This is a genomic window from Paracoccus haeundaensis (assembly GCF_006239215.1).
Taxonomy (GTDB): Bacteria; Pseudomonadota; Alphaproteobacteria; order Rhodobacterales; family Rhodobacteraceae; genus Paracoccus; species Paracoccus marcusii.
The window spans coordinates 1-25,682 of sequence record NZ_VDDC01000046.1 but is presented as its reverse complement, the minus strand read 5'-3'; the positions used below and the strand labels follow the sequence as shown (position 1 = coordinate 25,682).

Here is a 25,682-nt window from a genome sequence, read left to right as displayed (position 1 = left end):
CGCATCGAAGACCTCATGCCCTGGCGGCACGCACAGCCGTCAAGCCTCACCGCATAGGGCCGCGACGTCGCGCTTACGATCGGCTTGGTGCGCTTTTCGGTGTTCTTCAACGCGACCAGGAAGCGACTTGTGCGCTCGATCATGGTGGTGACATTGGCCGGCCCGTACTTCTGCCGGAACAGCACCAGGTCAGCCTCCCAGTGACCGAACTGCTTGCGATGCGCGATGATGTCCGGGCGGAACAAGATGCTGAGTTCAGGCGCAAATCTCGGTGGCGGGCGCTTGCGAAGCCGGTAGCCCCGACGGCGCCGGCGGCCAGAGGGCAGGTGGCGCCACAGCTCACCTCGACGACCGTCCTCGGAATAGATGTGCTGATAGATCGTCTCTTGGCAGACCCGGCGCGGGGCACTCTCATATCGCATCCGGCCGGCAATCTGCTCGGGGGTCCAGCCGGACCTCAGGCAGCGCTCGACTTGGTCACGGAGCCCGGGATCACGCACCAGCTTGCGCTGCCGGGTCCGTCGTCCATCCGAATAGCTTTGCGCTACGACGCACCAATAGCCGCTGAGCTTCGGGATCTCGCCGTCATGGAAGTGATTGCGCCGCAGCTCGCGGAAGATCGTCGAGCGGTGCCGGCCAAGCCTGCGCGCCATCTCGTCAGGGCTCAGCTTCATCTGCCGCCAGCGCTCGATCTTGCGGCGCTCGGAAAGGGAAAGGTGAGAGAACCGAACCTTCATTCTATGATCCTTTCATGGCTCAACCCATTGTTGAGCACAGAAAGTCGCATTTCAGGATAGCGCGTGCCCTAGACGAACAGCTCTCCGGGATAATCCGAGTTATGCATCGGGAACCGTTTGGCGCAGCTGCAGATTGGCATCGTTCATCACAGCGCCGACCTTTGCCATGCAGTACGTCATCTACGATCCACACCGCCGCGGCTTCTGGAAAAGTCCCACGAAGGTAGTGCCGACCCCGGACAAGGCAAAGGTATGGGGTCAGCTTTCAGCCGCTATCGCACAGGCATCAATTGCCAATCGCAGCCGCAATGTGCCGGATCACCAAGTGCCGAGCCTACACCATTGCGATCTGCCAAACTTCGTGGTTCGCGGGTATGACGACTATTGGATGTGTATGGAGACCCATAGTGCGCCTCCACATCACTTTCTGAGCTGAGGCTAGCGCAATGCCTCCCCCCTACCCTTCCCATCACACATGACTAATTCTACTGGATTTCAGATAATTCCCATCTGAGCGGCCCGTGCGACTGCACTGACGGAATTTGGTGCCCGGAGTTTGACTTGCGCCGTAGATAGTCGCTGTCTCAATGCCGACCGGCTGATGTTCAACGTCTCAGCGGCGTCATCTTGGTTGGCACCACCCTTGATCGAGGCCAAAGCGTCGATCTCGCCTTGGGTCAGCCCGATAGTTTTCCAATAGCTTGTGAAAAGGTTTGCCCACGCCTTCACGCGGCCCATGAGCAGTTCCATTTCTGCGTCAGTCAGCTCTCGGTCATTTCGGGCGATGGATAGGAATGACCGTTTGCCTTTCACCACTTCGACAAATGTAGCTCCGTAGACAAGACCATGGGTGGCTGCGTCAGCCATCACGCCTCGTAGATCGGGAAGGCTGGACTCCGACCAGCGGATCATTCCTGTGCGGGCCATGGTCCAAACGGTCATGGGATCGCCGAAAAAGTAGTTCTCCTGTTCGTACTTTTTTGTCCAGGCATCAGGATAGCGGTTGAGGCAGAAATCAGGTTTTCCAAATTTCAGGCCAAGGCCGAGGATGAAACCTCCGTTGCCGATCCGTTCGAGGACAGCAAGTTCATCTTCATGATTCGGGATCACGAGTTCAATCATTTCAAGCCTGTCAAGAAAAAAATGCGTTTTGCACTAATCAACTGACCAAAAGGACATGTTGGTGTCAATGGTTAATTTCCCGCCGTAAGTGATGCTCAAGCAAATCGGCGAAATGCCATGGGAGGGACAGATGACCGACTTAACCGCCAAGGTGCGCCCGAGGGGCGTGGTTATCTCCGCCGAGGCAAACTTCACCGTCGATATGGCCCAAAACCTGCTGTCGATGTTTGACCATATGCAGGAAGGCCAAGAGATCACCGTGAAGTTTTCGAACAAGGGCGTGTGGGCCGTCACACCCGAAGGCATCCGCCTATTCATCGGCTCAACGGAAGTTTTCGAGGTAGGTACCAATGGTCAAGATGCAGCCAAGCCGCATGTTCAGTGACGCATCACGCGACGGCTATCAGGTCGAGGTTATCCGTTGCCCGGAGGACCTGGACAGGTGGCACCTGGTCAACGAATACCTGAAGCTGCGTAAGCAGATTTTCGTAGATCGTTTGGAATGGCCGCTGTTCCATGCTGAAGATCTTGAGTTCGAACAGTATGACTCCTTCAATACGATCTATGTTGTTGCAACGTTGAACGGCCTTGTAGTCGGAGGGGCACGGCTTCGCCGTACTGACCAGATTAGCGGGACCGGACAAATCCAATATAGCTATATGATCCGCGACGCCTGCTTGGGCGTGCTGCCCGGTTTGCCGCAGGAGCTGTGCCACGCGATCCCGCCGATGAATGAGAAAGTCTGGGAGATTACCCGCATGGTAGTCACCGGGTCGCGCGATGTGTCTCGGATGATCCTTGCCAAGATCAACACGTTCTTGGGTGAGGAAGGAGCTGACACTGTTCTGTTCCTCGGATCGCCAGCGTTCCAGCGCATGGCAAACTCTCTGTCGTGGCCGGTCAAGCAGCTTGGACCTGTCGCCAGCAACTCCGAAGGATCGTTCCAGGTCTTCGAGTGTCCTGTGCGTGAACTGGGCTAAAACCATTCAACAATGTTTAACAAACAATTTATTTATGTTGAGGTTTGTTGAAATGTTGTGTATGAAGGTGGTGATCTAGTTAAATCCAACTAGTGCGGGCAACCCAACATAGTGCATCAAGGCACCTGTCAGTGAGCAGGAGCCCCCAATGAGTCTAGCCATACCGCCAGTGATAATCAGCGAGGACGTTGCGCAGGTCGTAAACGAGGGCGGATCGGTAATCATAATTTGCCAAGAGAGCGTTTCCAAAAAAGGAACGTCTGCAGTCGGCAAATGGATTTACGAGGTCGTTTCGGCCGATAAAAAATCCAAACGGTTATTGGTCTACAAAGTCAGAAACAAACCAGAAACATCGCTCACCGTGTCGGGCGTTGCTTCAAAACTTATGCTCTGGGGCTTCCCCGGATTGATAATGCCCTTCGAAAAAGGACAGTGTTTTGAAATATTTAAAGACGGCCGTTATTTGGTCGATTGGAGGTCTGACTCTTAACGCGACTGCATGTCTCGGACAGGGTTTGGTCCTTGTTCCAGGTTCTGACGGAGCCTTCGAATTTAGAGAACAAAGCAACGGCTTTGCCCGCCATTACGGATCAGGTGGGCAGCCGATAATCCCAGAAGCCGAACGTCAGGCTTCTGTTCCCGAAAATTCCATGTCCTTTCTAGCAGAGCCGGACAATGGTTTCATGGCACCACGCGCTGCCTCGGGAAGCCCTGAAGTACTCGATGCAATTCATCAGACAGCATTGCGCTATGGAGGCCATGGTGCCCTGCGCAAAGCTGGAATGTCGGTCACGGACTGGCGCGACTTCTACAGAGCTAACATCGAAATCGAGAGTGCGTACAACCCTCGCGCTCTAAGCCATGTCGGTGCGATCGGCCTCGGCCAACTCATGCCCGCGACCGCCGCCACACTCGGCGTAAACCCACATGACATGCACCAGAACCTCGATGGTTCTGCCCGTTACCTGCTTCTTCTTCTCGACCGCTTCGGATCGAAGGAGCTGGCACTGGCTGGCTATAATGCTGGCCCGGAAGCCGTTTCGCGTCATGGAGGCATCCCGCCCTACCGCGAAACGCAAGGCCATGTCCGCAAGGTTATGGCCGTTTACCAACGTCTCAAAGGAGAACAACTGTGACGCAAATCTTTAACCGGGTGGGCGGTCCTGCTTCCCGTAATTGGGTGCTGTTGGCCGCACTCGCTGTCATGGTTCTGATGATCGCAGAACCGGCGATGGCACAGGATATTAACCTCGATCCCATTCAAAACTTTCTGCAAGGACTGGTGGATGCGCTGACCGGTCCCTTGGGGATGATCATCGCTACGCTCGCGCTCATCGGCGTGTTCATCACATGGTTCTTCGGCATCATCGACTTCCGCCAAGCCATGTGGGTTGTCATCGCTATCGCAGGTATTGGCGGCGCGACGACGATGGTCGAGGCGCTGTGGGCTTGATGTCATGACAGAGCAGGATGTCGTTTTTAAAGGTCTGCTTCGCGCGCCAAAGTTTCTCGGCTTGCCCGTAATTTACGGGATGGTGTGGGTCTTTTCCGGCGTCCTGCTTTTCATCTGGATCAAATCTTTCTGGGTGCTGGCTTGGGCGGCAGCTACCTACCCGGCCCTTTATGCCGCGGCCCAGTGGGACCCAAACTTTTTGGACGTAATCATGACCGTCCTTCAGAAAACGCGACCATCGCGGAATAAAAACCTTTGGAATGGAAACAGCTATGAGGCGTAAGGAATTGAGTGGTGAGGGCGCAGCAAGCCTGATTTCATCAGTTGCCTTCCGCGAAGAGCAATTCGAAGATTATTTGCCCTTTGTCAGCCTTGTCGATGACGAAACCATCCTGACACGCGGCGGCGAATACATGCAGTGCATTCGCGTCAATGGCCTCAACAGCATGACAGCAAACGATGAGGCGCTTATCCGTTTGAAAAAACGGATCGCCACTATCATTGCGCAAACCGAAGGTCGGTTTAGCTTCTATATCCACAAGATCAGCAAGCGGCTTTCGCCGGAAATATCACCTGTTCGCGGTGATGGGTTCGCCGCCGAAGTCGATAGGCGTTGGCAGTCGGCTCTTTCGTCCTACGGCCTTCGCGACAAGACACTGACCATTACAGTCTTGCGTCGGCCCGCTGCTAGTCGCTCAGTATCTGCCTTTGAGAAAGTGCGGGCGCGATTTGCCAAAGACAAGGTTGAGGATCAGAAGCAACTTCGCGAGCGGCGGCTTGCCAGCCTGCGTGAAGTCGTCTCGATCCTCCTGTCTGCTACAGAAGGCATGTCCGGTCGTGCGTTGACCGCATCCTCCGGCGAGCTGCTAGGCTTCCTCGAAGCTATCGGCTCTGGCACGGAGGTTCCGACCTATCCTCTTTCGGAGATTGGTATTCTTGCCCGGAGCGTAGCCAACTTTCGCCCGACATTCGCGAGCAACCGGATCACCTTGTCGGGCGGAAATACCGGTCGCAAGAGCGGTCTGATCTTCACGATCAAAAATTATCCTAATCAAACCGAACACGGCATGTTCGACAGCCTGAACCTGCCCCATGACATGGTCATCACCCACAGCTTCACGCCTATTCCAAACGATGTAATGGAAGAGCGTATTCGTCGCGCTCAAAAGATGATGGCGTCGATGAATGATGCAGGGGTGTCGGATCGCGAACTACTGGCCTCTGCGGCTGATGGGCTGGTGACAGGCAAACTGGTGTTTGGTGGGCATCACATGACAGCTGCGATCTACAGCAGCAATGAGCGTGAGCTTGCAGAGGCAGCGGCAGATATTCAGCAGGTCGCCCAGGAAGCCGGCGTCAAGGTCATCACCGAAGCCTTTGCATCACGGGCACATTACTTCGCACAATTTCCTGGCAACGCCGCTTTCCGGTCCCGGATCGGCACCATCACAAATCGAAACTTTGCGGGTTTGGCATCACTGCATCGGACACCTCTCGGAAAAAATGGAGACGAGGTTCCGTGGAAAGACCCGATCACCGTATTTCCGACCCCCGAAGGAAGCGGGTACCAGTTTAGCTTTCATCGCAAACTGTCGCGCGGCAACGTGGATGCGGAACCCCCCGCAGGCCACACTCTAATCCTCGGTCCGTCCGGCGGCGGAAAATCCGTGCTTATTGCGTTCCTCATTGCACAAGCGCAGCGCATGAACGCACGGGTGTTTGCCTTCGATTATCGGCGCGGGCTTGAAGTTCCTCTTCGTGCGCTTGGGGCTGAGTATAGCGAAATCACAGCCAACCGCCCAACAGGGCTAAACCCGCTGTGGTCCGAAACTGATCCAGAGGGCCAGCAGTGGCTTTCGGAATGGATAACGGCGCTGATCGAACGGGCCGAGCGTCCTTTGACGGCGCAACAGTCTCAGTTTCTTCAAGATGCTATTCGTAGAAATGCGGAAGCACCGCAAGGGCTGCGCCATTGGTCACAATTTGCGAGCCTTTTCGCCCCCCTCGATGATGACGGTGATCTGGAAAGCCGCATACGCGAGTGGGCTCCTTCTGGCCGTTATGGTTGGATCTTCGGCGGAAACCGCGAAGACACTTTCTCCCTGAACGGCGACCTAGTTGGCTTCGATCTGACAAGCGTCTTAGACAACGGAAATGACAAAGAGCGCGCAGCGGTTCTTGGCTATATTTTCCGACGCCTAGAGCGTGCCATGCAAGATCGCCGCCCCACAATCATTGTTGTGGATGAAGCATGGCGGGCACTCGACACAGACTACTTTGCGGACAAGCTGCAAGGTTGGCTAGTCACGCTGCGCAAGCTCAATTGTGTTGTCCTACTCGTGACACAGTTCGCCACCCAAATTGCCAACTCAAAGGCGGGCGCGTCCATTTTGCAGGGCGTCCAAACGCAAATTCTTCTGCCGAACGATGACGCATCGGCACAGGACTTTGCGGCCCTCAATCTAAACGCAAAAGAGCTGACCATCATGCTTGAAACCCCTCCGGGCAAGCGCGTGGCCTTGGTTCGAGACGATCAAGGGTCTGTTCTACTGGATACGGACCTCACGGACCTGGGCCAACTCCTCATGTCGATCGGCAACAGCACCGCAGGCCGCGCAGCACTGGCCGCACCTGATTATGATCCTGAATTCTGGAGAGCCCTGAAATGAAGCGTGTGATTTTCGCCCTTACTTTGTCCGGCCTACTATCGGCCTGCGCTGGTGAAACGCGTCCAGTTTCATCGGAATGCTTCTCATCCTCCGGCCGTCCGACCTGCAACTTTACGCCGCTGCCTGAGCTGCACGCAAAGGGTGGAGTCAGTGTCTAGTCGGCTCCGTAAAGTCATGCTGGCAACGGCAATATCGTGCACAAGCACGATCGCCGTGGGTCAAGGCGTTCCCGTAATTGACGTCAACCAGCTACAGCAGAACCTCCTAATCCTGACGGAGCAGTTTGCTGACCTCGAACGCCAGCGCAATAAACAAGGGCGGCTTGAGGAAATTGAACAGCTGCATGAAGAACAGCTTGCCGCGCTTGATGCCATCATTGGCAGCACTCGTCCGACAGGCAGTTCAGAAGACATGATTGCTGATCTGGAAGAAGGGGAAACTCCTTCCTCAGCAGCGCCCAATCTTTATTCCGCCGAGGATGCCAATACAGCCACACCGGAACTTTTTGGTGATGCTCAGGTGACTGTAGAGCAAGTCATCATCCGGGCTGCCCAAGCCACCTACAGTCGTCCCGGTGTGGCTAAAGCAGGTCTGTCGCCGGTCCAATGGCGCGCACTGCTGCAAGCCATGATCTGGCAGGAAAGCCGGTTCAACCCTCACGCTGAGTCACCTGTCGGGGCCTATGGCCTCACGCAGATTATGCCGCTTACTGCAGTCGATCTAGGGATTGGTGAAACCTATCGCGGTGATCCTTACGTGCAGGCGGAAGGTGGCGCACGTTATCTATCAACCCAGCTTGATACGTTTGATGGCGACATTGTTCTGGCACTGGCAGCATACAATTCAGGCCCTGGAAATGTTCGGCGTCACAACGGCGTCCCGCCATTCAACGAGACGCGGCACTACGTCCAGGTCATCCCGGCCAAGTATAACGAGTATCTGGCGCAAATCGGCGGTGTTGATGCTCTTGGCACGATCGAGCCTGTTCTAGCGGCTGGCGCGCACACTGCCATGATGAGCGATGGCGCAATGCTCTATGGCGACAATGCTTATGAAATGGTGCGTCAGTCAGCCGTACGCGTCCGCGCCATAATAGAGCGGATTGAGGCTACAGACACACCGCATGAGGCGATGGCCCTCAATGCATACATGCGCGCTGAAACCGCGCGCGTCATGGTTCTGCTGACCCGTCTGCGGGCAGCGAACTCACAACCTATTAGTGCTGAAGCAATGCAGTTCGCAGCCGAACAGGCTTCAGAGCGCCGTTTCCTAAGATTTGGAGAATGACCATGCGTGACCTCAGAAAGTTCGCTCGTCCAAAAGCTTTTGCTATTGCTGTCGTGGCTGCAACGGTTCTGCCCTACGCACACTCGAATGCAGCCTACGCGCAAGGCGTTCCGACGGTAGATACTCAGAATATCGCTCAGTCCATCCGGCAACTTCAAAACATGCTTGAAGATGCCGGACTGCAAAACGCGCAGCTCGACCAGCTTCTTTCTCAAGTGACCCTTCTTCAAGGGCACCTAGAGACCGCCAACAATCTCTATGCCTCCCTGACTGGCGCCCGCGACATTGTCGGGCTGACCATGGACGGCGATCTGAATGACCTGCTGGAAGGAAACATGAGCGGCGTCCTCGGGACGATCCTGGCCGGAATGAACGGTGATTGGAGCGGGCTGACTGGCCCGCGATCGGTGAACATGCGGACCACTATGACCGCAGCCCTGGAAAGCGCAGGGTTTGGAGAGGGCACCGTTGAGGAACTGGCAGGATCAAGTGTGCCAGGCGCTCGGCGTGTCGCATCCGCGGCAACCGGAGGAGCTGTCGTCGCCGCAGCGGGCGAAAGCGCCCATGCAAACACCGCACAAAGCCTCGGCCGCGTAGGTGCACTGGTCGATATGATTGGCGAGACAGAGGATCTAAAGGCGTCGATTGACCTTAACACGCGCGTAAATGCGGAAGTCGTCATTGCGCTGTCGCAGCTCATCGAACTTGAAGCTGTAACCGCAGTAAATTCGGGCATGGCAGGGATGATGGATGCTGCCACGATGGCCGAAGAGCGCGCGTTCCTCACGTTCGGGAACATCGAATAATGGCACGTGAAAAAAAGGAAATTATCGAAGAAGAGCTGATTTTCGGTGCGCGCAAGCGCGAAACTTTCTGGCGCAAGCTGGCCCTCACGGGTTGGGGCTTTGGCATCATAGGGTGCTTGTCTGCTGCCGCAGTCGCAGTCTTTACCGAGCGACCTGCACCCGCCCTCGTGCCATTTGACCCTGCAACTGGAATGGCGCTGCCAATGGCAAGCGTGGGAACCATCAGCCTGAATGAACAGCAGGCAGTCGTGCAATCTCTTGTTTTCGCCTATGTGCGCGACCGGGAAACCTACAATCGGATCGATAACGATCAGCGCGTTCAGACGCTCCTCAATCGCTCTGAAGGTAATGCACGCGGCTCCCTAGTCGAACAGTGGACAGCGGATAATCCAGATTTCCCCCCGACGCTCTACGGTGAGAACTCCCGTATGGATGTGGAGGTTATCAGCGTCACCCCTCTCAGCAATGACAGGGCAACGGCCCGGATTGTGAAGCGGCTCGTGACGCCCAACGGCACGACCGAAGGGACATTCACTGTGTCGCTTGTCTTCAACTTCCAGCCTCAAGAACAGCGCACTCTCGAAGCCCTGTGGCAAAACCCATTCGGTTTTTCGGTGCGGGAATACGTGGTCTCGTCGGAAAGGTTCACGGAATGAAAAAAACTAGCTTCCTCGCCGCACTCTGCCTCGCCGGTTTTTCGACTGTGGCTCAAGCCGAGGTTACCCCCCGCGCGGGCGCACATGATAGTCGGGTGCGCTTAGCTCAGTATGTCGATGGGCAGGTTTACCGGATCAATACAACGATCATGAAAGTCACCTCAATCGAGTTTGGCTCGGGCGAGGAAATCATATCAATCGCTGCGGGTGATACCGAAGGATTCCAGTTCGACGCGGTTCCTGGCGGCCATGCAATGCTCGTCAAACCCATGATGTCGGGCGTCACCACGAACATCATCGTCTATACCAATCAGCGGGCATACTACTTTGCGGTCACAGAAACCAATTCTGCGACGCACTATGTTGTTCGGTTCGATGGCCCACGCACTCGCTCTGCGCCTCCTGCCAACAAGCAAGTTGTCGCAACTGCCCCGTACGACACATACGGCGCGAACCGGCTGACTGAAATCACGCCCCGCGAAGTATTCGATGATGGGACGTTCACGTATTTCCGTTTCGCGCGGAATGCCTCGCTGCCCGCAATCTTCCGCGTTTCGGGCGGTCGGGAGCGCACTGTGAACAGCCAAACTTTGGACGATGGCACAATCAGGGTTTCGGGTGTCTCGCAGTATTGGGTGCTGCGGGCCGGGGAAACCGAAAACACGATTGCGAGGCTTGGAGGCAGCAAATGACTGACGACACGAGCAACGCAAAAGTCGATCAACAGCAAGGCGCGCAAGGCACTGAGGGCGATCCCGAAGAACAGCTCAATGAGCGCCTTCAGGCGCTTGAGGCTGAGAGTCAGGGTGCAAAAAAAACTGAGAGCAAACGGTCACCTGCGATCTTGGTCACGGGACTGATTGCGATCTGCGGGCTAGGCTTGGCTGCTTATACAGTTTCACAGTCTTCAACGGATGGTTCCAGCCTTCGCACAGGACAGTCTGACCCTTTCCAGAATATTGGTACAAGCGCCTACGGCCATCTGCGGGTAGCCCAAGGCGCTGAACCAGACCTGCAGCCGGAGCCGGAGGAGCCGCAGCAGCCAGAACCTGATCCTCGCTATGAAGAAATGCAGCAACAACTTGCAGCGTTGCGGGCTGAGATTGCGGCGCGGGATGCAGCCAGCGAAACAGATAATGCCGAAGTCGTCACGGAAACCCCTGTGGATGATGACCGGCTATCGAAGCTTGCAGAGGAACTTGAAGCACTGCGTCTTCGCGATGCGGAACGTGACTCGGAAGCGGCGCGGATCGCGCAGGACCATGCGCGTGAAATGCAACGACTGCAAAGCGAGCTGGATCTTGCCCGGCTGTCTGGTGGGGGTGACAATTACGACCAGTCCGGCAATGCCGCGCTAGATGATCGTGCCCGACAAGCCGAAGAAGCACGACGCCTAGCCCAAGAGCAACAGGAACGTCGCCGTTCTTCGGGTATGCTTGCCTTTGGGGGAAGCGGTGGAGGCGGTGGCGAAGCCTCCGGTGCTGCTGAACAGCGTGAAGCGCGGCTGTCAGATAACGAGGCGTTCGTGCGCGATGCAGGAAGGCCGGCGCAGGTCGAGCGGGCTTCCGTAATAGTGAACCCCGCAAACACTGTAACGCAAGGAACGATGATCCAAGCTATTTTGGAAACTGCGATTAATTCGGAGCTTCCCGGTGCGATTAGGGGGGTCGTAAGCGAGGATGTGCATTCCTATGACGGGACGCGCATTTTGATCCCTCGGGGATCGCAAGTGATCGGACGATACTCTGAAGGCGTGGAATTGGGCCAGCGCCGCGCGCTGGTGGCATGGGAACGCATCATCATGCCGGACAATCAGTCCGTCACAATTTCAGCCTATGGTGGCGATGAAATAGGACAGTCCGGGCTTACGGGACGGGTTAACAATCATTTCGGTCAGCGTTTTGGTTCGGCGGCTCTCGTTAGCTTCCTGACGATCCTTCCGGCACTCGCGACGGAAAACACGGATGATGACCGCGCAAATGACATGGCGGATAGCGTAGGGCAGAACCTAACCAACGCAACAACCTCCGTGCTGAGTGAGTCCCTACGCATCAAGCCAACTATCCGTGTCGCCCAAGGCGCCCGTGTGACGATCATGGTTGACCGTGATCTGGAGATTTTCTGATGCAAGATGACAGCTACTTTAATCAGGCGATGGCCGCGCTAGGCGATGTAGTCACGCGCGATGACCTTGTGGAGCTGTGCATCAACTCTGATGGAACAGTTTGGGCAGAAACTCGTGGTGACCACTTCATGCGGAAGTGTGAGGCGCATCTGTCAAGAAATGTGCTGGCTGACTTAGCCGCTAGTATCGTCGGCCAGGCCCAAGCGACCATCAGCAAAGCCAAACCCCTTATCTCGGCTTCTATTGAGTATCTCGGCCGTCCGATCAGGGTCCAGGTCGTCGCACCACCTGCGGCACTCTCAGGCCATGCTATCGCAATGCGCTTCTTCTCGTCCCTGCCCCTCGATGAGGTCAAACTAGACTATCTCTATGGAGAACAGCGATCATTGGATGAGGAGCGCGCTGCACGAAACCTGCAGCTCAAAGAAATCGCAGAAAAGGGCACCCTCGATGAAGCCCTAGAGTTCTGTGTCGGTGAAAAGCTGAACATGGTCCTGTCAGGCGGAACCTCGACGGGCAAGACTGTAGCCCTTCGCAAAATCATGACCTTCATTCCTCCAACTGAACGGGTCATCACTATTGAGGACGCCGCTGAGTTGCTGCCTAGCCAACCTAATACAGTGTCCTTGATTGCCGACAGGAACAGCGACGTGCGATCGCCTGACGCGCTTCTGATTTCTTCGCTCCGAATGCGGCCTGACAGAGTGATCGTTGGCGAAGTGCGCGGCAAGGAAGCGATGACATTCCTTGAAGCTATCAACACAGGGCATGGCGGCTCAGCGACTACCGTTCATGCCGAAACGCCAACCTTGGCCTTAGATGCCCTTGCCATGAAAGCGGGCCGATCAGATGTGCCCATGAGCTATTCGGAAATTCGTGAATACATCACCCGATCTATCGACGTCATCATTCAGACAGGTCGGAAAGACGGAAAGCGCGGCATTGCCGAGTTTTACCTTCCGACAGCGAAGGGAACAGCGGGATGATGAAGTCTATTGTTCTCGCTGCTATCGCAGTTGCCGCTACTGCCGCTACTGCCCACGCAGACAAGGTGACGGAAGATCAGGAACGTAAGTTTCTGCGCTTCGACACGCAGAGCGCAGGAAATCCAGAAATTTCAGAACGCGGCTGCTCAATCCCACCACGTCCTGTTCTTCCAAACCCAAGAAACGCGCCAGTCAATGCCAACCCGGATCAAGCGAATTCTGTCCTGCTATCAGTCTACAGGCGCCAGAACGCAGAGCGGATTGTGTCTGAGCAAGCCTGCTCGTGCGACATGTATTTCTCGGATTGGGACAGCGCGCTCGATGAAATGATGGCCATTTTTGAGGGGCTACACTTCGATGAGTGGGCAAGCGTTCGGCTTGAAAACAGCAGGGCCACGAATGCCCTATCCTCCGAAGTGCGGACAATCTGCAAAGAAAGTGGTGTCCTATAATGCCTATAGTTTCGGAACTGGTGGAAATTGGACAGCAGCAACTCAGTGACGCCGCGCAATCGCAGTTTGGCCTTACCGCCGCAGCTATCGGTGACACACTCCAAGTAGCAGCATCGCTGGCTATCATCCTCGTATTTATCAATGCGCTCCTGCAAATTCGGCCACAGCCTGTCGGAGATCTGTTGATACTGGTCGTAAAGTTGCTTTTAATTTTCCAGTTCGCGACAGTGTGGAGCCAATTCAATGCCATAGCCAGTGCGGTCATAAACGGCATGGATTCAATTGCAGGCGCCATGCTGTCAGGCAGCTCTAATCCGAACATGGGTCTTGCAGCCTCATTCGATGATATGCTGGACCGCCTCGCAACCAGCGCCAATACGACAATGGACAACCTCAGTTACATGAGCCGTGCCGTAATGAGCGGCATTTTCTTCATCCTACATTCCCTCACGGCGGCAGTGGCGGGACTGATCTTGATTTTCGCCCTAGTCATGATCACGATCCATCTTGGCCTCGCGCCCATTTTTATTGGTCTTTCAGTCTTCAAAGCGACGTCCGACTTCTTTTTTCAGTGGCTTCGCTCGACTCTAAGTTACGTTCTTTATCCTATCGTCATCGCCGCTGTGCTGGGTTCAATGATCAGGCTTACGCAAGGTGTTGTTGATAACCTTGATCCAACAAACATCGAATCCATCGCTGGCTTGGTCCCGTTTCTGACGATCCTCTTTATGATGATTTTCACCATTGTCCTGATACCGATGATTGTGAGCGGCCTAAGCGGGATGGTTGCGGCCGTTGGTCCTTTAGCGGCGGCTGCGGTTACTGCTGGCGTGTATCGCAACCTGTCCGGGTCGATGGCAGGCCCTGCAGCTCTGTCGAGATCGTTCCGCGGTGCCGGTAGCGGCGGCAATGCAGGGTCATCACCTCCCGCACCTGGGCCCGGACCGGGTACGGGGGCAAGCCCCGCCTCCCCGCATCAGGCACAGCCAAGCGTGCAGCGACAACTTAACATGCCAAATAGGTTCCGGGACCGTTCCTGATCCCATAACAGAAAAGCCCGCCTTAACGGCGGGCTTTTTTTGTTCGGGTAGGTACTTGATACGTCAAACCTCAACCTGAGATATTACGTCCATATCAGTGAATTTGTCTCGCAGATCGTCCAGCATTGACCGCCCCTTCTTCAACGTGCGGTCAACGACCGCGCGGGCTTCTGGAGTGTCGGGCACGTCCTTTAAGGCCAAATCTAATTGTGCAGTTGCCACCGCTTTTCGTTGTGGCCTCCGTGTCGAGCGAACAGCGGAAACGGAAGTGTCAGCTGAAGGCGCTTTTCGAGCCAACCTGCGTGATGATCTGGGCCTATCATCCGGAGCCGGATCGTTTTGCTCTACGATCTGAGGCGCTGCAATTTCGACGTCCTGAACGATCGTTCTGTCAGCGGTTTCAACGCTGGCATCCTTCCCGACCGCAACAGGCTCAACGATTTCAGGTGACGCCTCGGCATCCACCTTCTCCGGGGGTGGCAACAAGCGTACCCTAGCTTTTTCTGCCGCGCGGGCGGCGTCCGCTTCCATCAAGCCAATGTCGGGGAAAACGTACTTATCCATAGCAGGGTTATGCGGAGGCATCGGCATAGGACCGGTTTGAGCCTCGAACATGGGCTTCAACTTTGCATCACTGAAGTATTTGATACGCTTTGCCCGGATCGGCATGTCGGCATCAACAATGATAATCACGTCATCCTTGGGCAGCCGGCGCGCTTCATCCTCTGACAACAAAGGCCGTTCTTCTGTTCGTTCGCTGACATTGACGCCATTGAAAGCACCTTGACCAATAGTCCGACTCTTGCTGACGACCCGCCGCGTCGTCATGCCTGTGGCACGAGACAGGTCAGACACCGTTTTTTCCTCAGAAGGCGTCAGATATAATTTTATCCCTGCGCCACCTTGGAGCGACAGGCGGACATTCTGCCCATAGATCTCGTCCAGCGCTGGAACCGTCTGCGTAACAATTGCCAAGTTGCCGCCGTATGACCGCAGAGTTTTGATCGACTCAGCTACGATCGGCATTTTTCCAAGTTTGTCGAACTCATCCAGCATGATTAGGACCGGCCAGGGTTCGTCCGGACCTGGCTCGCCAGCCCCCTGCAATGAAGAAATGAGATCGGAAAAAAACAATCTGATCAGCGGTGCGATTGCAGCAACGTCATCTGGCGGCACAACCAGATAAACAGTCTGAGGTTTTTTGCGGAAGGTCACAAACTCAAAATCACTATCATCAGTCAGAGCGCAAATGCGCGGGTTTGCCCACGTTCCAAGGCCCGAGCTGCTGAGAACTGAGAGGTATGCCGACAGGGTGCGTTCGGTGATATTCGCGAGCTTGTTGAACATCATCTTAGTGGCAGGATCTTCCGCTATTCGGGCATAGTAAGCGTACTGCGTCTTTGTCTCCCCGCCTTGAACCGCATAGCGGTAAATCTCCCCCAACGTGACGCGGGTTTTCTCATAAGCCAGCATCCCGCAAGCGACAAAAATATCCGTCGCGCCCGGTAGAAACTCCTCTGCCCCCTGCCCGGCTTGCAGGAACAGCTTGGCGATCTTTTGAAGCTCCATCATGCGCTGCGCAGGGTTCTTCATCTTGCCGACGCGTTTGAGGGGGTTGTATCGGTGCGACGGCGACTCCCAATCGGTCGGTGCAAAGCGATAGACCGTATCGCCCCGCGCTTTCCGGTGGCGTGACGTTAGCTCGAAGTTTTCGCCTTTCACGTCCAGCACTACGCTGCTGCCTGCATAGGTTAGGCAGTTGGGAATAACGAAGCCCACGCCCTTACCACGTCCCGTAGGCGCAACGATTAGGGCATGTGGATGCTCGGCAGATACAATAAAGGGTTGGTTTGAGCCTGGGTCACCCGTCTTTCCCAAAACAAAGCCTTTGGCGGGATTGGTTAAGAAGCGTTTGCGCTTCATCTGCCGTTTCGTCTGCCAGCTCGTCTTCCCAAAGCGTGTAAGGTCTTCTGTCGTCACCTTAGCAGCCAGCATGAAGCCCGCCAGGGTGGTTGCAATGACCACAAAGTTTATTAGGACATAGCCGCGTGGATCACGCGCTTGGATGTCACTGTACTGCGTAGCGATAAAAAAGAGATCGAGTTCGGCCAAGTCGTAGCGGTACTGGGCGAGACCCGACGCCAGCACGTAGCCAATCAGAAAAGCGAAGAAACCAATAAGGAGAACCCCTACTAGTTGGCGCAGCCTGCCTTCAAGTCTGGTCATGGGATTACTCCTTATCCAAAATCGTGACCGTCTTGCTCATGACCACGCCGCTCATGACGGAGGGCTTGCTCATGCTTGACGGCCGCAACATTGTGTTGAGCGATTGCGTGGGAGTGATCACGGCTGCTACCGATATTCTGGTCAGCCTTCAGGTAAGCGATGGCAAAGTCATGCCGCTGAGCCGTGCCCATTCCTGGAATGTCGGGCGCTCTTCCGTTCTGCATGTCACGAACTGCATCCTGCCCGAGCGCACGTTCGACTGCATCGACAAGCCGGCGCGACTCGTCAAAAGTCATGTTGCCACCTCTCGCCGCAAGTTGCTTGGCTTCATCGAGTGCAGCGGCTTTATCGCGCTCCTGACTCTGTGCTGCACGTTCCTCTTGCTCTCGCACACGATCCATCTGGATAGCTGTGAACGCTCGCTGAATATCCTCGTCAGGCATCCTGCGTTCTGTCGCAGGCACATAGCCTTCGGGACCGCGCGCGTCATTTGCGTTCCGGTCCCATGCCTCGGAGGCAAGCTCCGCATGATCCCGCGACCTGTCAGCAAAATCAGTGAACGCGTCGCTGGCTGCTGCGACCTCGTTCTGCCCCTGCTGTCTCGCTTGGCTGTCTTCTGAATAAGGCCAGTTGAAATCAGTCCGTTCGAACTGCTGGACAAGGCGTCTAAAGTCCTGACGCTCGCCAGTCGAATGCACATCGACTGCCTCAGTGCGGTCAATGCTCTGATCGCGTAGCGCGTCTTCAACCCTGTCATAAATATCGCTGACATGATCACGAGCCTTCTCCAGCCCCTCACTGGTCGCGAGGTCATAGCCGTTCTTGTCAGCGACGGCATGCAAGTCTCGTTCAACCCACCGGCTTTCCAGCGCCGCCGTGGTGGCAGTCATTTCAATGCGCGCTGAAACCTCCCGCGGGTCAATGCCACTACCTTCCAGGGCAGCTTCCAGCCTGTCCGGCGCCAGATCACGTTGCATGTCGCGCGCCACCTTTTCGGCATAGATGCTGTCAGATGCAGGGCTAGTCAGGGTGCGGGTCTGCTCCCCAAGAGGATTCAACTCTCGGACGCTGCGCAGCATGTCATCCACGTCCTTATCCATTTGCGCCCGTTGCTCAGGTGGCGCTCGATCAATGCTGCGGTCGATTTCTTTGATCGTAGAGCGCAATGCTATTAGCTTTGCCTCGAATTGATCGACGTCCCGCTCCAATGCCGGGTTGGCCTCAATGGCCCCTGCCCTATCGCTCATGTCTTCACCTTTCTCAATTTGCTGCGCCATGCGCTCCAATGCGTTTGCCGTAAGGGTATTCCCAAGTCGGTCAGCTATGCTGCCAAGGCTGCGATATGTGTCTGCAACCTCGGACAGTCTTTGCTTGATAAAATCGCTGTCCACGCGCTCGGCCGCGCGATCTTGGGTCTGGCTAGGTCCAATCGCACGGACCTCCCATTGCGTGCGAGTAAAGGCCACGTCCTTACCGGCACGATTAGTAAAGCTGGTAACTTCTTTCCCTCGATTGGTGATTGCAATGGTTTGTCCTGTGTCGACATTTGCCTCGGCCATTGCCCGACCCAAGCCACTGCCCCACATTTCCTTAATACCATTCTCAGTAGCCAGCTTAACGTAATAACTTGGTGTATTCTTAGGGTCATGACCATAAGGGGACTTGCCATGCTCGATCAATTCACCGCGCAAACTCTTTCGTAAATCTATCGAGCTAAGCGCGTCCTCGGTAATGCCACGCGAAAACCGACTAGTGTTGATCATTTCAACTCCAGCCGCCCGCCCCCATTCGACCATCGCATCTTTAAAGCGGTCATAAGAAAGCTCTCCGTCTTTTTCTAGATAGAAAAGCTCATTTTCTTGATTGCGCCGGTCTACAATAATGTGGGCGTGCGGATGATCACGATCCGTATGTATGCCAGCGATATAATTCCAACGGCCATATCCTTGCCCTATGAGCTCATCACATACTCCACGCGTGATGGCTTTAACCTTCTCGGTGTCAGTCCCTTTGGGAAATGACATCATCAAATGCATCGAGTTCCCGTTTTCGATCTTACCGCGCCAACCCTCAGACCAATCGGTAGCAAGTCGTGAAACCTGGCGACCTGTCAGCTCCTTGCCGCCATCGTGCCGGTAACTGGGGTCGATAACGTGATCCGACTTTCCCAAGACGTAATTCATCTGAGCCTTTATGTCGGCACGGTTGTAGCATCCTCCGCTGCGGATGATCTTGAACACAGCCTGGGGAGTGTTTGCCTTGCGAACATTGCTAAGAAGCCGCGTGACGGAGCCGCCCCCACCCCCAGATTTGACCCGCCGACCAGACCGGACATGGTGATCATCAAGGAAATTGGTGACGATGCTGCTTCGCTGTGCCATCAGTCCAGCGCCTTCAAAATTTGATCAAGGCGAGCTTTGCGGCGGCGGGCTTTCGTCACAATTAGCTTTGAAACGAGGTCAGATACAGCCTTAAGCTCATCCCTCATGGCGACGATTGTAGCCAGATCATGTGGCGAAATTTCTGCGCTGCCGGAGACAAGCGCCTTACGATTAGCGTGATAGGCAAGCTGATTTAGGTTGTTGCCAACGCGGCGAACCTCCTTAGATAGCTCGGCTCCGATCTCAATCAGGTCATCGTCTGGATCAAAAAAGCCCGATGCACGACGCAGAGCCTTCTTTGCAAATGCTGCTCGGGTCATGCCGAACCGCCCCGCTTGAACATCAAGGGCGCGCATTTCGTCGCTTTCCAAGCGAACACCAAGAACCTTTGTCTCGATCCTTGCTATCGGATCGCGATGCAGCCTGGCCGCAATCATCTGAACGGCGCGGCGGCTGATCCCGTAGGTTTTGGCAAGCTCATCTGTCGAGATGTTCTTCGCCAAATCCTGCACCAGTCGCCGCTTTTCGTCAGCATTTAAACGCCTTTGGGGCCGTTTAGATGGTGGCGAAGTTAACATGTTACATTTCCCGCCATATTCTTCCCTTCAACCATAGGGCGTTTCCGCACCGCTGGCAAGAAAATGCCCGCGGAAAGGCCCTATGGTTGAAGTCCGTTTCGGTGGCCGCCCCCAGGGCGGACAGGTTCGGGCGATCAGCCCGAAGCCGCGATATGCATCGCAGATCGCGCCTTGCAGCCTCTCGGGTGAGCCATGCTATTGCCCATCCGCACCCTTCCCAACAGGCGCAGAGCCTTCTCAGAGGCCACAGGAGGGCCGCTGAGTACCCATACCGGACCTGCCAGCTAGGGTGGGTGCGGCCAGGGGTTCTTTCCGCCCACACGGCGCGTTTAGGCTATGGGTTGGATTGGCGATCCGAACCAACAACAGATTGCGGGCTCCACGCCAACAGAAACAGCCTAAACATGGTGATATGGCGATATGGTGAAGTGGCGCAGTAGCAACATGGCTTAGCGACATTCCGGCAATCCGGTAAAGTGGCACTGCGGCATTGCGGCATTCCGGCAAAGCGGCGCAGCGGCATTGCGGCTATATGGTCCTATGGCGTAGCGGTATTGCGGCGCTACGGTATAGCGGCTTAGCGGCTACGTGGCATTTAGGCGAAGTGGCGCAGTGGCATTCCGGCGATACGACATTGTGGCGATATGACAACATGGCATAGTGGCGATGCGGCGATGCGGTTTTCCGGCTTGATGGCTATCCGGCATTATGGCGATATGGTCATATGGCGACGCGGCATCATGGCAACATGGCGAAGTGGTGATATGGTAAAGCGGTAATGTGGCGATGTGGCATCACGCAACGCCACCAAATAGCGACGTGAGGGACAGAAGATGAAAGTAATTTCACTGATCGGGCAAAAAGGGGGCGCAGGAAAAAGCACTGTCGCCCGCGTTCTTGCATCCGCAGCCGTTCTCGAAGGTAAGCGCGTTTTGATGCTCGACTGCGACCCAAACAAAAGCACTTACTCCTTTTATCAAAAGCTGATGCGGAACGATCCGACCTCGGCAGAAAGCGTGACTGCCTTTCACTGTGCCAACACTGAAGAAATGGAACGTCATATCATCGAGGCCGATGAAACGGGAAATATAGACTACTGCATCATTGACACCCAAGGCGACCTTGTGAATTGGGTAGATGATGTGATTGAGCTTTCTAATAGGGTAATCATACCCGTCAAGGTTTCTGAAACCGATTTTACAGTGCAGTTGGAAACCTACAAACGATACGTCGCTTTGCGTGATGCCGTAGTTGACCCGTCCAAGTTGCCGCCAATTATGTTCCTACTGAATCAGATTAAGCCAGGCGTCAAATATCCTGCTTCGCTTCGTGACTTGTTTGATGAAATTGCAAGTCATGACAGAATGCTGCGCTTCTACCTGCAAGAGCGCAATGTGTATAACCAGACCGATCAGGGCATTCTTTTAGGGGAATACGCTAAACGCGTCGAAGCAACGTCGGTTGGAAAAGTCATGCCAAAATACATGACGCAGGCAATGGACGAGGCGAAAGAACTACTAACCGCAGTTGAGGAGGTTACCGTCAATGGCTAGTCTGCCGCCCCCACGCACGGATCGCTCCCCTCGCCGTGGCTTGCAGCTCAAAGAAGGCACTAAGTTGCCTGACCCACCTAGCTTCGAGAAGGTCAGCACAAAGAGCGAGATAGACGGTGAAGCCAATGCTTCTACTCGACCCTTGCCAGAGCAAGAGAAAGCAGAAGCCGTCGAACAGAAACCAGAACATGCGCCAGCAGCGGCTGAAGAGCCGCAAGACAAGCAGACCCGTAAGACTGAACAGAAAGGCTCAAGGCGCAATCTCACGAGAGGGCAGGGGGATACCCCATTAGCGCCCGAAGAAACGACGCGTCATGCCGCCCCCTCGGCGGCAGCGGACACGCAGTTCGTCACAATCCGATTGGGTTTTGAGCCCAAGGTGAGGGAACTGGCGGAAAAATGTTGCCAAGCAACGGGGGCCGCTCTTCCTGATTTGGTCGGCGTTGCAGCCCGCAAGATGATCGTCACGGATGCTGATTTTGAAGCCAAACCGCTATGGCCTGCGCCTACTCGCTCACGCCCGATCGACTATACTCTGCGGGTGAAGTGCAAGCTGTCCTCGTCCTTGCTCAACAAATGGTCGAAGAAACTTGATCCCCTCGGTGTAAAACAGCCCGGTGAAATCGCCTATAATGCTGTTCAACACGCATTTAATCGCAGTGCCCGACGCATCATTTCTGAGCTGACAAAAGCTCAGTGATGCTTGCCGTATCCCTCAAGGAGCGAAGAAAAATGTCAAACTCGGCCCTGATTGCCATTGCCGCACTATTTGCTGCAGCCGCCGTGCCAGCGGGCGCCGAACAATGGGACGTGACAAAGGACAAGAGCCTTGTAGTCCATCGTCTTGCTGCCACTGATCTTCGCATGACAGTCGTATGCGACCCTGAGGGGGCATTTTCACCGCCGCAAAACTACCTCTTTGTCGAACGTCGCGGCCAACGTGTCGAAACCGGACAACTGACAGTTTCGGAGGGTGATGATACGGTGAACCTTCCGATCATCGGGGCCGCCGCCGTTCCAACTGGCAATGTTGAGAACTGGAATACAGCTATGGACATGCTGTTCGGGGGCAGGGGGGTCAACGTCGCTGTAGGTGACGTGGCTGCCCAACTTGAAGCAGAAAGCCTCGCAAATGTCTGCACAGCCAGATAGAAGGTTTCCCCCATGCCGTTTCCGCTGTCAATTCAGAGTATTGATGCAATTGCTGACGTAATAAGCGGGGGCGTATCTGGCGACGGAACACCCCCAATTGGCATCTATCGCAGCGCCGCCAAGATTGAGAAATTTATGCGGAGCTGCAACGTCACGTTTGAGGTTGATGGCTCTCGCGTACCTTCCCTTATCCAATGCCTTACCGAGCTTAACAACAGCCCGGAGGCCCAGCTAAAGCTTTCCAGGATCATTGAAGCATCAGCTGATCCCCGTGACTTCTTTCATGACCCAGAGCGGCATGCCTTTGTTCTCGAATTTCTCAACCGCGCGCTAGGCTTCGACGGCTATGAGGTTCAACAACATGGCGGGCGGATGCGTCTTATCGAAGCTGGTAAGGGCGGGGCCGTCATTGCAGAACTGGCCGGACTGTCCGGAGTAATCGACTTCGACACGGTGAGCCGGGATCTAGATCGCGCGCTAGTCAGCAGCCAGACTGACCCAGAGGATGCCGTCACTGCAGCCTGCAGCACTGTGGAAAGCGTATGTCGATCCATTCTCATCGAGCTAGGGCAACCACTACCTGCGAAAAAAGACGTGCAGGGACTTTATAACGCGGTGAAGCAACCTCTTGGCTTGTCTCCTGATCGTTCAGACATAGACCCTCTGATAGCAGGCGATGTACGGCAAATTCTGTCAGGGCTTGCCACGGTTATTGCAGGGGTAGGGGCGCTTCGCACGCATGGCGGGGATGCACACGGCAGAGAAAAAGGCTTTGCCCGAATAGATGCGCGGATTGCCAGATTATCAATCCATGCAGCAAGCACCGCTGCCCTATTCCTTATCGAGACATGGCAACGCAAATTCCCATCTCGCCCACTTCCCAGGGCAGAGAACCCATGACCGTCCAAGAGCAACGTGCATTGACGATGCTGTAAGCCAACAGGGTTATAGCCTGTCTTGCACTAGTATATACCGCATGGTATATATAGGCAACACAGGCAGGGATATACTTATGACAATGCTCATCAAAGGCGATGAAATTGACGACCTTGTGGCGAAATACTGCGCTTTAACTGGGGTGAGGAACAAGAGCGAAGCCGTGCGCCAAGCACTGGCCGCCCAAATTTCTGCATTGTCGCAAAAGGAAAGCCTCGCTGATCGAGTCGCCAGTATCCAGAACCGCGCAGCGGCCTTGGGCATCGTGGCTGACAGTGCCGATGACAAAGCTTTCATGGACGCTATATGGGGCGATGAAGACTGATGTTCGTTGATGCAAGTGCCCTTGTCGCCGTCCTAAAAAATGAACCAGACGCTCCAGCTCTGCTGAAGGCGATGGAGGCGGCGCGTGGGAAGCTCCGTGTGTCGCCAGTCGTTCGGCTTGAAGCGACTCTTGCCGTTGCCCGGATACGCCGGGATGCGCGAAGCGCAGGCCCGGCGACGGCCGAAGATTTTAAGATTGCCGCAGAGCTGGTCAACGATTTGCTTGAAGCCATCCAAGCACAGGAAATGATGATTTCGTCAGCCATGGGAAATGCGGCGATCGAGGCGCTTGCGACCTATGGGAAGCTAGTAGGGCATCCGGCGCAGCTAAACATGGGTGACGCACTGTCTTACGCGTGTGCCAAGTCCCATGCCGTGCCCTTGCTCTACAAAGGCAACGACTTCTCCCACACGGATCTTGCCTAACTACATCGGCCGCGCCAGCGGTTTACCACAGCCGCCTCGCCTCCCTTCGCTCCATGAAGGCGCGTCCGGCTCGGCGGCTGCAAGCCCTGGCCCAAGGGCCAGGGTGGAAAACCGCCCTCGCACTGGTAAGAACACTGGCACCCAAAAAAAAACCGCCCCGTAAGGGGCGGCAAGTTGTTTCCTCGCCACGAGGAAAACTGTCTGGTGTCAGCAATGCGTGATTTGTCGCAATGCGTCAACCTCGCGGGACACGCGCTACCTGCGCCGCCAGTCCCACGGCATGTCAAAACTCCCCTCCCAAATGCCGCGCCTGGCTCTGCGGGCAGCATTCTCGGCGGCAATGTATTCACCGCTATATTGGCGATAGGCGACGGCCTGGCCTGAGTAAACGAGCGCGGCGTTCATATCTTCCTCCCCGACAAAGCACTGCCCAATCACCCGCCCGTAGCGATCCATATCACGCTGTTCACATCGGACGGGCTGATCGCCAATCCACTCAGTTAGCCAGCGTGTCGCCATGTCGCCGCAGCGGTATGACCGGCTAGAACGATCCCGGCAAAGCTGATCGCCCTCCGGCGCGTCAACTCCATGCAGTCGGATAGTTTTGAGGCTGATGACAAAGGTATCTGCATCCACAATGCGCGGAATGCCCTCGATTACTCGCGATCCGTCAGCAGAAGGGGCGCTGCGCCGGTCTGCCTTGCCGGTCAGATCGTCCAGCAAATCGCCATAGTCACCCTGAGACATGACGGCCAGCGCAGCCAGTGCGGCCAGGATCGGCAAGGCAGACCGGCGCAAACGACGGCGCAGGGGATTACGGATGGGGCGTTTTCGCATAAGGGGCCAACAGACTTCTGAATAACGAACACAAAAATAGGGTTCGCGGGAATTACATGATCCTGTGCGAAAGGGGCAACCGCTCGGCTTGCTCGACCCTGCACGGGTACTTAGGTGTTAGATGCCTCGCCCGGCTGTGAGGGCAGGACGAGGCGGGGGGGGTTCAACCGGCCCCATGCTGCGTCAGGAAGCGGCGTCCGATACCAAAGGTATCGCCCTTCCTGACAAGCGCCCACGCTTCTGCAAGACGCTGTTCCAAAATCATTTTGCTCATGTGTTTATCCTCTCGCGGCCCCGTTTCGGGAAGCGTCAGCCCGCGCCTTTTGCGGGCTGACTGGATTGCCTGAATGACTAGGAGGCAGTGGCTTGCGGACTGCGGCGCACAATCCGACCCAACAGAGGCGTGGCGTTCGGAAGGTCCCGCATTTCACGGTCAGGCCGACGCTTGTTGTCAGCTCCGATCAACCACCCCTCGCGATGTGCGACAAAGACGGACTCGAAAATGTCTTTCGGGGTCATCTGCCAAGGAAACAGCACGGCTTCGTCACTATCGGAAATGACAAAGATCCAGCCTCCGGTGCCATGCTCTCCGCGGAAGGCAATGGCGTCTGCGGAACAATCGAACAAACGCCATGTCTTGTAGGGCTGTGCGGACATATCTTCAGCCCTCCACGGTGAAAACGACAGTTTCACCATCGACCGTGTACGGCACGGCCTTGCTCAACAGGCTTTCGAAGGCGTCGGACGGGACGCTCGAAAAGGTCACGCAGAACAGATCGAGCAGCCGCTGACGATCCTGTTGAAACGCATAGCCGTTGATTGCCCATGCAAGAATGCCGGGGGTGTGGACGGCGGGCGAAGAACCCAAGCGATAAGTGGTCATGATCTGGTTTCCTTTTCGTGGCGATGGCGTGGGGGCTTGGTGCCTCCTTCCGCCGATGGGCTGCGCCTCGTCG

General features: G+C 55.6%; 28 protein-coding genes. 20 read left to right on the top strand and 8 right to left on the bottom strand.

Annotated elements, in window-relative coordinates:
* The coding region (locus FHD67_RS18120) for an IS30 family transposase (protein ID WP_139599559.1) at window positions 1-737 on the bottom strand (737 nt) is incomplete at its 3' end.
* 495 nt (window positions 738-1,232) lie between these two features.
* Entirely contained in the window at window positions 1,233-1,859 is a 627-nt protein-coding gene (locus FHD67_RS18115; RefSeq protein WP_139599558.1) for a helix-turn-helix transcriptional regulator, read from the bottom strand.
* A gap of 130 nt (window positions 1,860-1,989) precedes the next feature.
* Here FHD67_RS18115 and FHD67_RS18110 point away from each other — a divergent pair, with 130 nt between their 5' ends.
* The 14 genes from FHD67_RS18110 to FHD67_RS18045 all read left to right on the top strand — a co-directional run bounded on the left by FHD67_RS18110 (window position 1,990) and on the right by FHD67_RS18045 (window position 14,313).
* Window positions 1,990-2,244, top strand: a complete 255-nt coding sequence (locus FHD67_RS18110; protein ID WP_148923758.1) for a hypothetical protein — start codon at window positions 1,990-1,992, stop codon at window positions 2,242-2,244.
* Window positions 2,210-2,839 (top strand): acyl-homoserine-lactone synthase, encoded by a 630-nt coding sequence (locus FHD67_RS18105; protein ID WP_139599556.1) that lies wholly within the window; start codon window positions 2,210-2,212, stop codon window positions 2,837-2,839. The genes FHD67_RS18110 and FHD67_RS18105 overlap by 35 nt, the downstream gene beginning before the upstream one ends.
* Before the next feature lie 515 nt (window positions 2,840-3,354).
* On the top strand, window positions 3,355-3,975 hold the full coding sequence (locus tag FHD67_RS18100; protein ID WP_342775325.1) for a lytic transglycosylase domain-containing protein: 621 nt from the start codon (window positions 3,355-3,357) through the stop codon (window positions 3,973-3,975).
* 44 nt (window positions 3,976-4,019) lie between these two features.
* Window positions 4,020-4,292, top strand: coding sequence for a TrbC/VirB2 family type IV secretion system protein (locus tag FHD67_RS18095; RefSeq protein WP_255352906.1), 273 nt, complete (start codon window positions 4,020-4,022; stop codon window positions 4,290-4,292).
* Window positions 4,293-4,296: 4 nt separating this feature from the next.
* Window positions 4,297-4,575: a VirB3 family type IV secretion system protein gene (locus FHD67_RS18090; RefSeq protein ID WP_139599555.1), complete on the top strand. Its 279-nt coding sequence runs from the start codon at window positions 4,297-4,299 to the stop codon at window positions 4,573-4,575.
* Window positions 4,565-6,961 (top strand): VirB4 family type IV secretion/conjugal transfer ATPase, encoded by a 2,397-nt coding sequence (locus FHD67_RS18085; protein ID WP_139599554.1) that lies wholly within the window; start codon window positions 4,565-4,567, stop codon window positions 6,959-6,961. The genes FHD67_RS18090 and FHD67_RS18085 overlap by 11 nt, the downstream gene beginning before the upstream one ends.
* 174 nt (window positions 6,962-7,135) lie before the next feature.
* Window positions 7,136-8,248 (top strand): lytic transglycosylase domain-containing protein, encoded by a 1,113-nt coding sequence (locus FHD67_RS18080; protein WP_127899861.1) that lies wholly within the window; start codon window positions 7,136-7,138, stop codon window positions 8,246-8,248.
* A complete protein-coding gene (locus FHD67_RS18075; protein ID WP_084693960.1) occupies window positions 8,245-9,054 on the top strand; it encodes a type IV secretion system protein in 810 nt (269 codons plus the stop codon). The genes FHD67_RS18080 and FHD67_RS18075 overlap by 4 nt, the downstream gene beginning before the upstream one ends.
* Complete coding sequence (locus tag FHD67_RS18070; protein ID WP_127899862.1) at window positions 9,054-9,710, top strand: VirB8 family type IV secretion system protein; 657 nt, start codon at window positions 9,054-9,056, stop codon at window positions 9,708-9,710. Before FHD67_RS18075 ends, FHD67_RS18070 begins: the two co-directional genes overlap by 1 nt.
* Window positions 9,707-10,402: a TrbG/VirB9 family P-type conjugative transfer protein gene (locus FHD67_RS18065; RefSeq protein WP_046001871.1), complete on the top strand. Its 696-nt coding sequence runs from the start codon at window positions 9,707-9,709 to the stop codon at window positions 10,400-10,402. The genes FHD67_RS18070 and FHD67_RS18065 overlap by 4 nt, the downstream gene beginning before the upstream one ends.
* On the top strand, window positions 10,399-11,835 hold the full coding sequence (locus FHD67_RS18060; protein WP_127899864.1) for a TraB/TrbI/VirB10 family type IV secretion system protein: 1,437 nt from the start codon (window positions 10,399-10,401) through the stop codon (window positions 11,833-11,835). The genes FHD67_RS18065 and FHD67_RS18060 overlap by 4 nt, the downstream gene beginning before the upstream one ends.
* Window positions 11,835-12,821 (top strand): ATPase, T2SS/T4P/T4SS family, encoded by a 987-nt coding sequence (locus tag FHD67_RS18055; protein ID WP_246071341.1) that lies wholly within the window; start codon window positions 11,835-11,837, stop codon window positions 12,819-12,821. The genes FHD67_RS18060 and FHD67_RS18055 overlap by 1 nt, the downstream gene beginning before the upstream one ends.
* Window positions 12,818-13,273 (top strand): hypothetical protein, encoded by a 456-nt coding sequence (locus tag FHD67_RS18050; protein ID WP_139599553.1) that lies wholly within the window; start codon window positions 12,818-12,820, stop codon window positions 13,271-13,273. The genes FHD67_RS18055 and FHD67_RS18050 overlap by 4 nt, the downstream gene beginning before the upstream one ends.
* Window positions 13,274-13,293: 20 nt before the next feature.
* Complete coding sequence (locus FHD67_RS18045) at window positions 13,294-14,313, top strand: TrbL/VirB6 family protein (RefSeq protein WP_176695189.1); 1,020 nt, start codon at window positions 13,294-13,296, stop codon at window positions 14,311-14,313.
* 63 nt (window positions 14,314-14,376) lie between these two features.
* Here the strand turns inward: FHD67_RS18045 and FHD67_RS18040 are convergent, their stop codons facing one another.
* Genes FHD67_RS18040 through mobC form a run of 3 tightly spaced genes read right to left on the bottom strand, consistent with a single transcriptional unit; the run spans window position 14,377 to window position 19,432 of the window.
* A complete protein-coding gene (locus FHD67_RS18040) occupies window positions 14,377-16,539 on the bottom strand; it encodes a type IV secretory system conjugative DNA transfer family protein (protein WP_052715391.1) in 2,163 nt (720 codons plus the stop codon).
* Between the two features lie 11 nt (window positions 16,540-16,550).
* On the bottom strand, window positions 16,551-18,920 hold the full coding sequence (locus tag FHD67_RS18035; RefSeq protein WP_127899867.1) for a relaxase/mobilization nuclease domain-containing protein: 2,370 nt from the start codon (window positions 18,918-18,920) through the stop codon (window positions 16,551-16,553).
* A complete protein-coding gene (gene mobC, locus FHD67_RS18030) occupies window positions 18,920-19,432 on the bottom strand; it encodes a plasmid mobilization relaxosome protein MobC (protein ID WP_052715390.1) in 513 nt (170 codons plus the stop codon). The genes FHD67_RS18035 and mobC overlap by 1 nt, the downstream gene beginning before the upstream one ends.
* A gap of 899 nt (window positions 19,433-20,331) precedes the next feature.
* Here mobC and FHD67_RS18025 point away from each other — a divergent pair.
* The 6 genes from FHD67_RS18025 (at window position 20,332) to FHD67_RS18000 (ending at window position 23,889) form a co-directional block, all read left to right on the top strand.
* A complete protein-coding gene (locus FHD67_RS18025; RefSeq protein WP_084693958.1) occupies window positions 20,332-21,051 on the top strand; it encodes a ParA family protein in 720 nt (239 codons plus the stop codon).
* Complete coding sequence (locus FHD67_RS18020) at window positions 21,044-21,751, top strand: hypothetical protein (RefSeq protein ID WP_139599551.1); 708 nt, start codon at window positions 21,044-21,046, stop codon at window positions 21,749-21,751. Before FHD67_RS18025 ends, FHD67_RS18020 begins: the two co-directional genes overlap by 8 nt.
* Entirely contained in the window at window positions 21,751-22,203 is a 453-nt protein-coding gene (locus FHD67_RS18015) for a hypothetical protein (protein WP_139599550.1), read from the top strand. The genes FHD67_RS18020 and FHD67_RS18015 overlap by 1 nt, the downstream gene beginning before the upstream one ends.
* Window positions 22,204-22,215: 12 nt before the next feature.
* Entirely contained in the window at window positions 22,216-23,103 is an 888-nt protein-coding gene (locus tag FHD67_RS18010) for an abortive infection family protein (RefSeq protein WP_139599549.1), read from the top strand.
* 112 nt (window positions 23,104-23,215) lie between these two features.
* The gene (locus FHD67_RS20570) at window positions 23,216-23,464 is read left to right on the top strand and encodes a type II toxin-antitoxin system VapB family antitoxin (protein ID WP_046001866.1); all 249 of its coding nucleotides are present in this window, start codon (window positions 23,216-23,218) and stop codon (window positions 23,462-23,464) included.
* Entirely contained in the window at window positions 23,464-23,889 is a 426-nt protein-coding gene (locus FHD67_RS18000) for a type II toxin-antitoxin system VapC family toxin (RefSeq protein ID WP_127899873.1), read from the top strand. Before FHD67_RS20570 ends, FHD67_RS18000 begins: the two co-directional genes overlap by 1 nt.
* A gap of 255 nt (window positions 23,890-24,144) precedes the next feature.
* On the opposite strand, the gene FHD67_RS17995 is transcribed toward FHD67_RS18000, so the two are convergent.
* The 3 genes from FHD67_RS17995 to FHD67_RS17985 all read right to left on the bottom strand — a co-directional run.
* On the bottom strand, window positions 24,145-24,672 hold the full coding sequence (locus FHD67_RS17995) for a thermonuclease family protein (RefSeq protein ID WP_164871511.1): 528 nt from the start codon (window positions 24,670-24,672) through the stop codon (window positions 24,145-24,147).
* A 405-nt stretch (window positions 24,673-25,077) separates the two neighbouring features.
* Complete coding sequence (locus FHD67_RS17990; protein WP_127899875.1) at window positions 25,078-25,383, bottom strand: hypothetical protein; 306 nt, start codon at window positions 25,381-25,383, stop codon at window positions 25,078-25,080.
* A 4-nt stretch (window positions 25,384-25,387) separates the two neighbouring features.
* Window positions 25,388-25,682: hypothetical protein (locus FHD67_RS17985; protein WP_218062344.1), on the bottom strand; the 295-nt coding region annotated here is incomplete at its 5' end.

What these genes read in the sequence shown, in the direction of transcription:
- FHD67_RS18020 (WP_139599551.1), top strand. Translation starts at nt 21,044, where the DNA reads ATGGCTAGTCTGCCGCCCCCACGCACGGATCGCTCCCCTCGCCGTGGC.
- FHD67_RS18060 (WP_127899864.1), top strand. Translation starts at nt 10,399, where the DNA reads ATGACTGACGACACGAGCAACGCAAAAGTCGATCAACAGCAAGGCGCG.
- FHD67_RS18035 (WP_127899867.1), bottom strand. Translation starts at nt 18,920, where the DNA reads ATGGCACAGCGAAGCAGCATCGTCACCAATTTCCTTGATGATCACCAT.
- FHD67_RS18000 (WP_127899873.1), top strand. Translation starts at nt 23,464, where the DNA reads ATGTTCGTTGATGCAAGTGCCCTTGTCGCCGTCCTAAAAAATGAACCA.
- FHD67_RS18110 (WP_148923758.1), top strand. Translation starts at nt 1,990, where the DNA reads ATGACCGACTTAACCGCCAAGGTGCGCCCGAGGGGCGTGGTTATCTCC.
- FHD67_RS18080 (WP_127899861.1), top strand. Translation starts at nt 7,136, where the DNA reads ATGCTGGCAACGGCAATATCGTGCACAAGCACGATCGCCGTGGGTCAA.
- FHD67_RS17990 (WP_127899875.1), bottom strand. Translation starts at nt 25,383, where the DNA reads ATGTCCGCACAGCCCTACAAGACATGGCGTTTGTTCGATTGTTCCGCA.
- FHD67_RS18040 (WP_052715391.1), bottom strand. Translation starts at nt 16,539, where the DNA reads ATGACCAGACTTGAAGGCAGGCTGCGCCAACTAGTAGGGGTTCTCCTT.
- FHD67_RS18070 (WP_127899862.1), top strand. Translation starts at nt 9,054, where the DNA reads ATGGCACGTGAAAAAAAGGAAATTATCGAAGAAGAGCTGATTTTCGGT.
- FHD67_RS18025 (WP_084693958.1), top strand. Translation starts at nt 20,332, where the DNA reads ATGAAAGTAATTTCACTGATCGGGCAAAAAGGGGGCGCAGGAAAAAGC.
- FHD67_RS18015 (WP_139599550.1), top strand. Translation starts at nt 21,751, where the DNA reads ATGCTTGCCGTATCCCTCAAGGAGCGAAGAAAAATGTCAAACTCGGCC.
- FHD67_RS18065 (WP_046001871.1), top strand. Translation starts at nt 9,707, where the DNA reads ATGAAAAAAACTAGCTTCCTCGCCGCACTCTGCCTCGCCGGTTTTTCG.
- FHD67_RS18075 (WP_084693960.1), top strand. Translation starts at nt 8,245, where the DNA reads ATGACCATGCGTGACCTCAGAAAGTTCGCTCGTCCAAAAGCTTTTGCT.
- FHD67_RS18085 (WP_139599554.1), top strand. Translation starts at nt 4,565, where the DNA reads ATGAGGCGTAAGGAATTGAGTGGTGAGGGCGCAGCAAGCCTGATTTCA.
- FHD67_RS18010 (WP_139599549.1), top strand. Translation starts at nt 22,216, where the DNA reads ATGCCGTTTCCGCTGTCAATTCAGAGTATTGATGCAATTGCTGACGTA.
- FHD67_RS18105 (WP_139599556.1), top strand. Translation starts at nt 2,210, where the DNA reads ATGGTCAAGATGCAGCCAAGCCGCATGTTCAGTGACGCATCACGCGAC.
- FHD67_RS18055 (WP_246071341.1), top strand. Translation starts at nt 11,835, where the DNA reads ATGCAAGATGACAGCTACTTTAATCAGGCGATGGCCGCGCTAGGCGAT.
- FHD67_RS18090 (WP_139599555.1), top strand. Translation starts at nt 4,297, where the DNA reads ATGACAGAGCAGGATGTCGTTTTTAAAGGTCTGCTTCGCGCGCCAAAG.
- FHD67_RS20570 (WP_046001866.1), top strand. Translation starts at nt 23,216, where the DNA reads ATGACAATGCTCATCAAAGGCGATGAAATTGACGACCTTGTGGCGAAA.
- FHD67_RS18050 (WP_139599553.1), top strand. Translation starts at nt 12,818, where the DNA reads ATGATGAAGTCTATTGTTCTCGCTGCTATCGCAGTTGCCGCTACTGCC.
- FHD67_RS18115 (WP_139599558.1), bottom strand. Translation starts at nt 1,859, where the DNA reads ATGATTGAACTCGTGATCCCGAATCATGAAGATGAACTTGCTGTCCTC.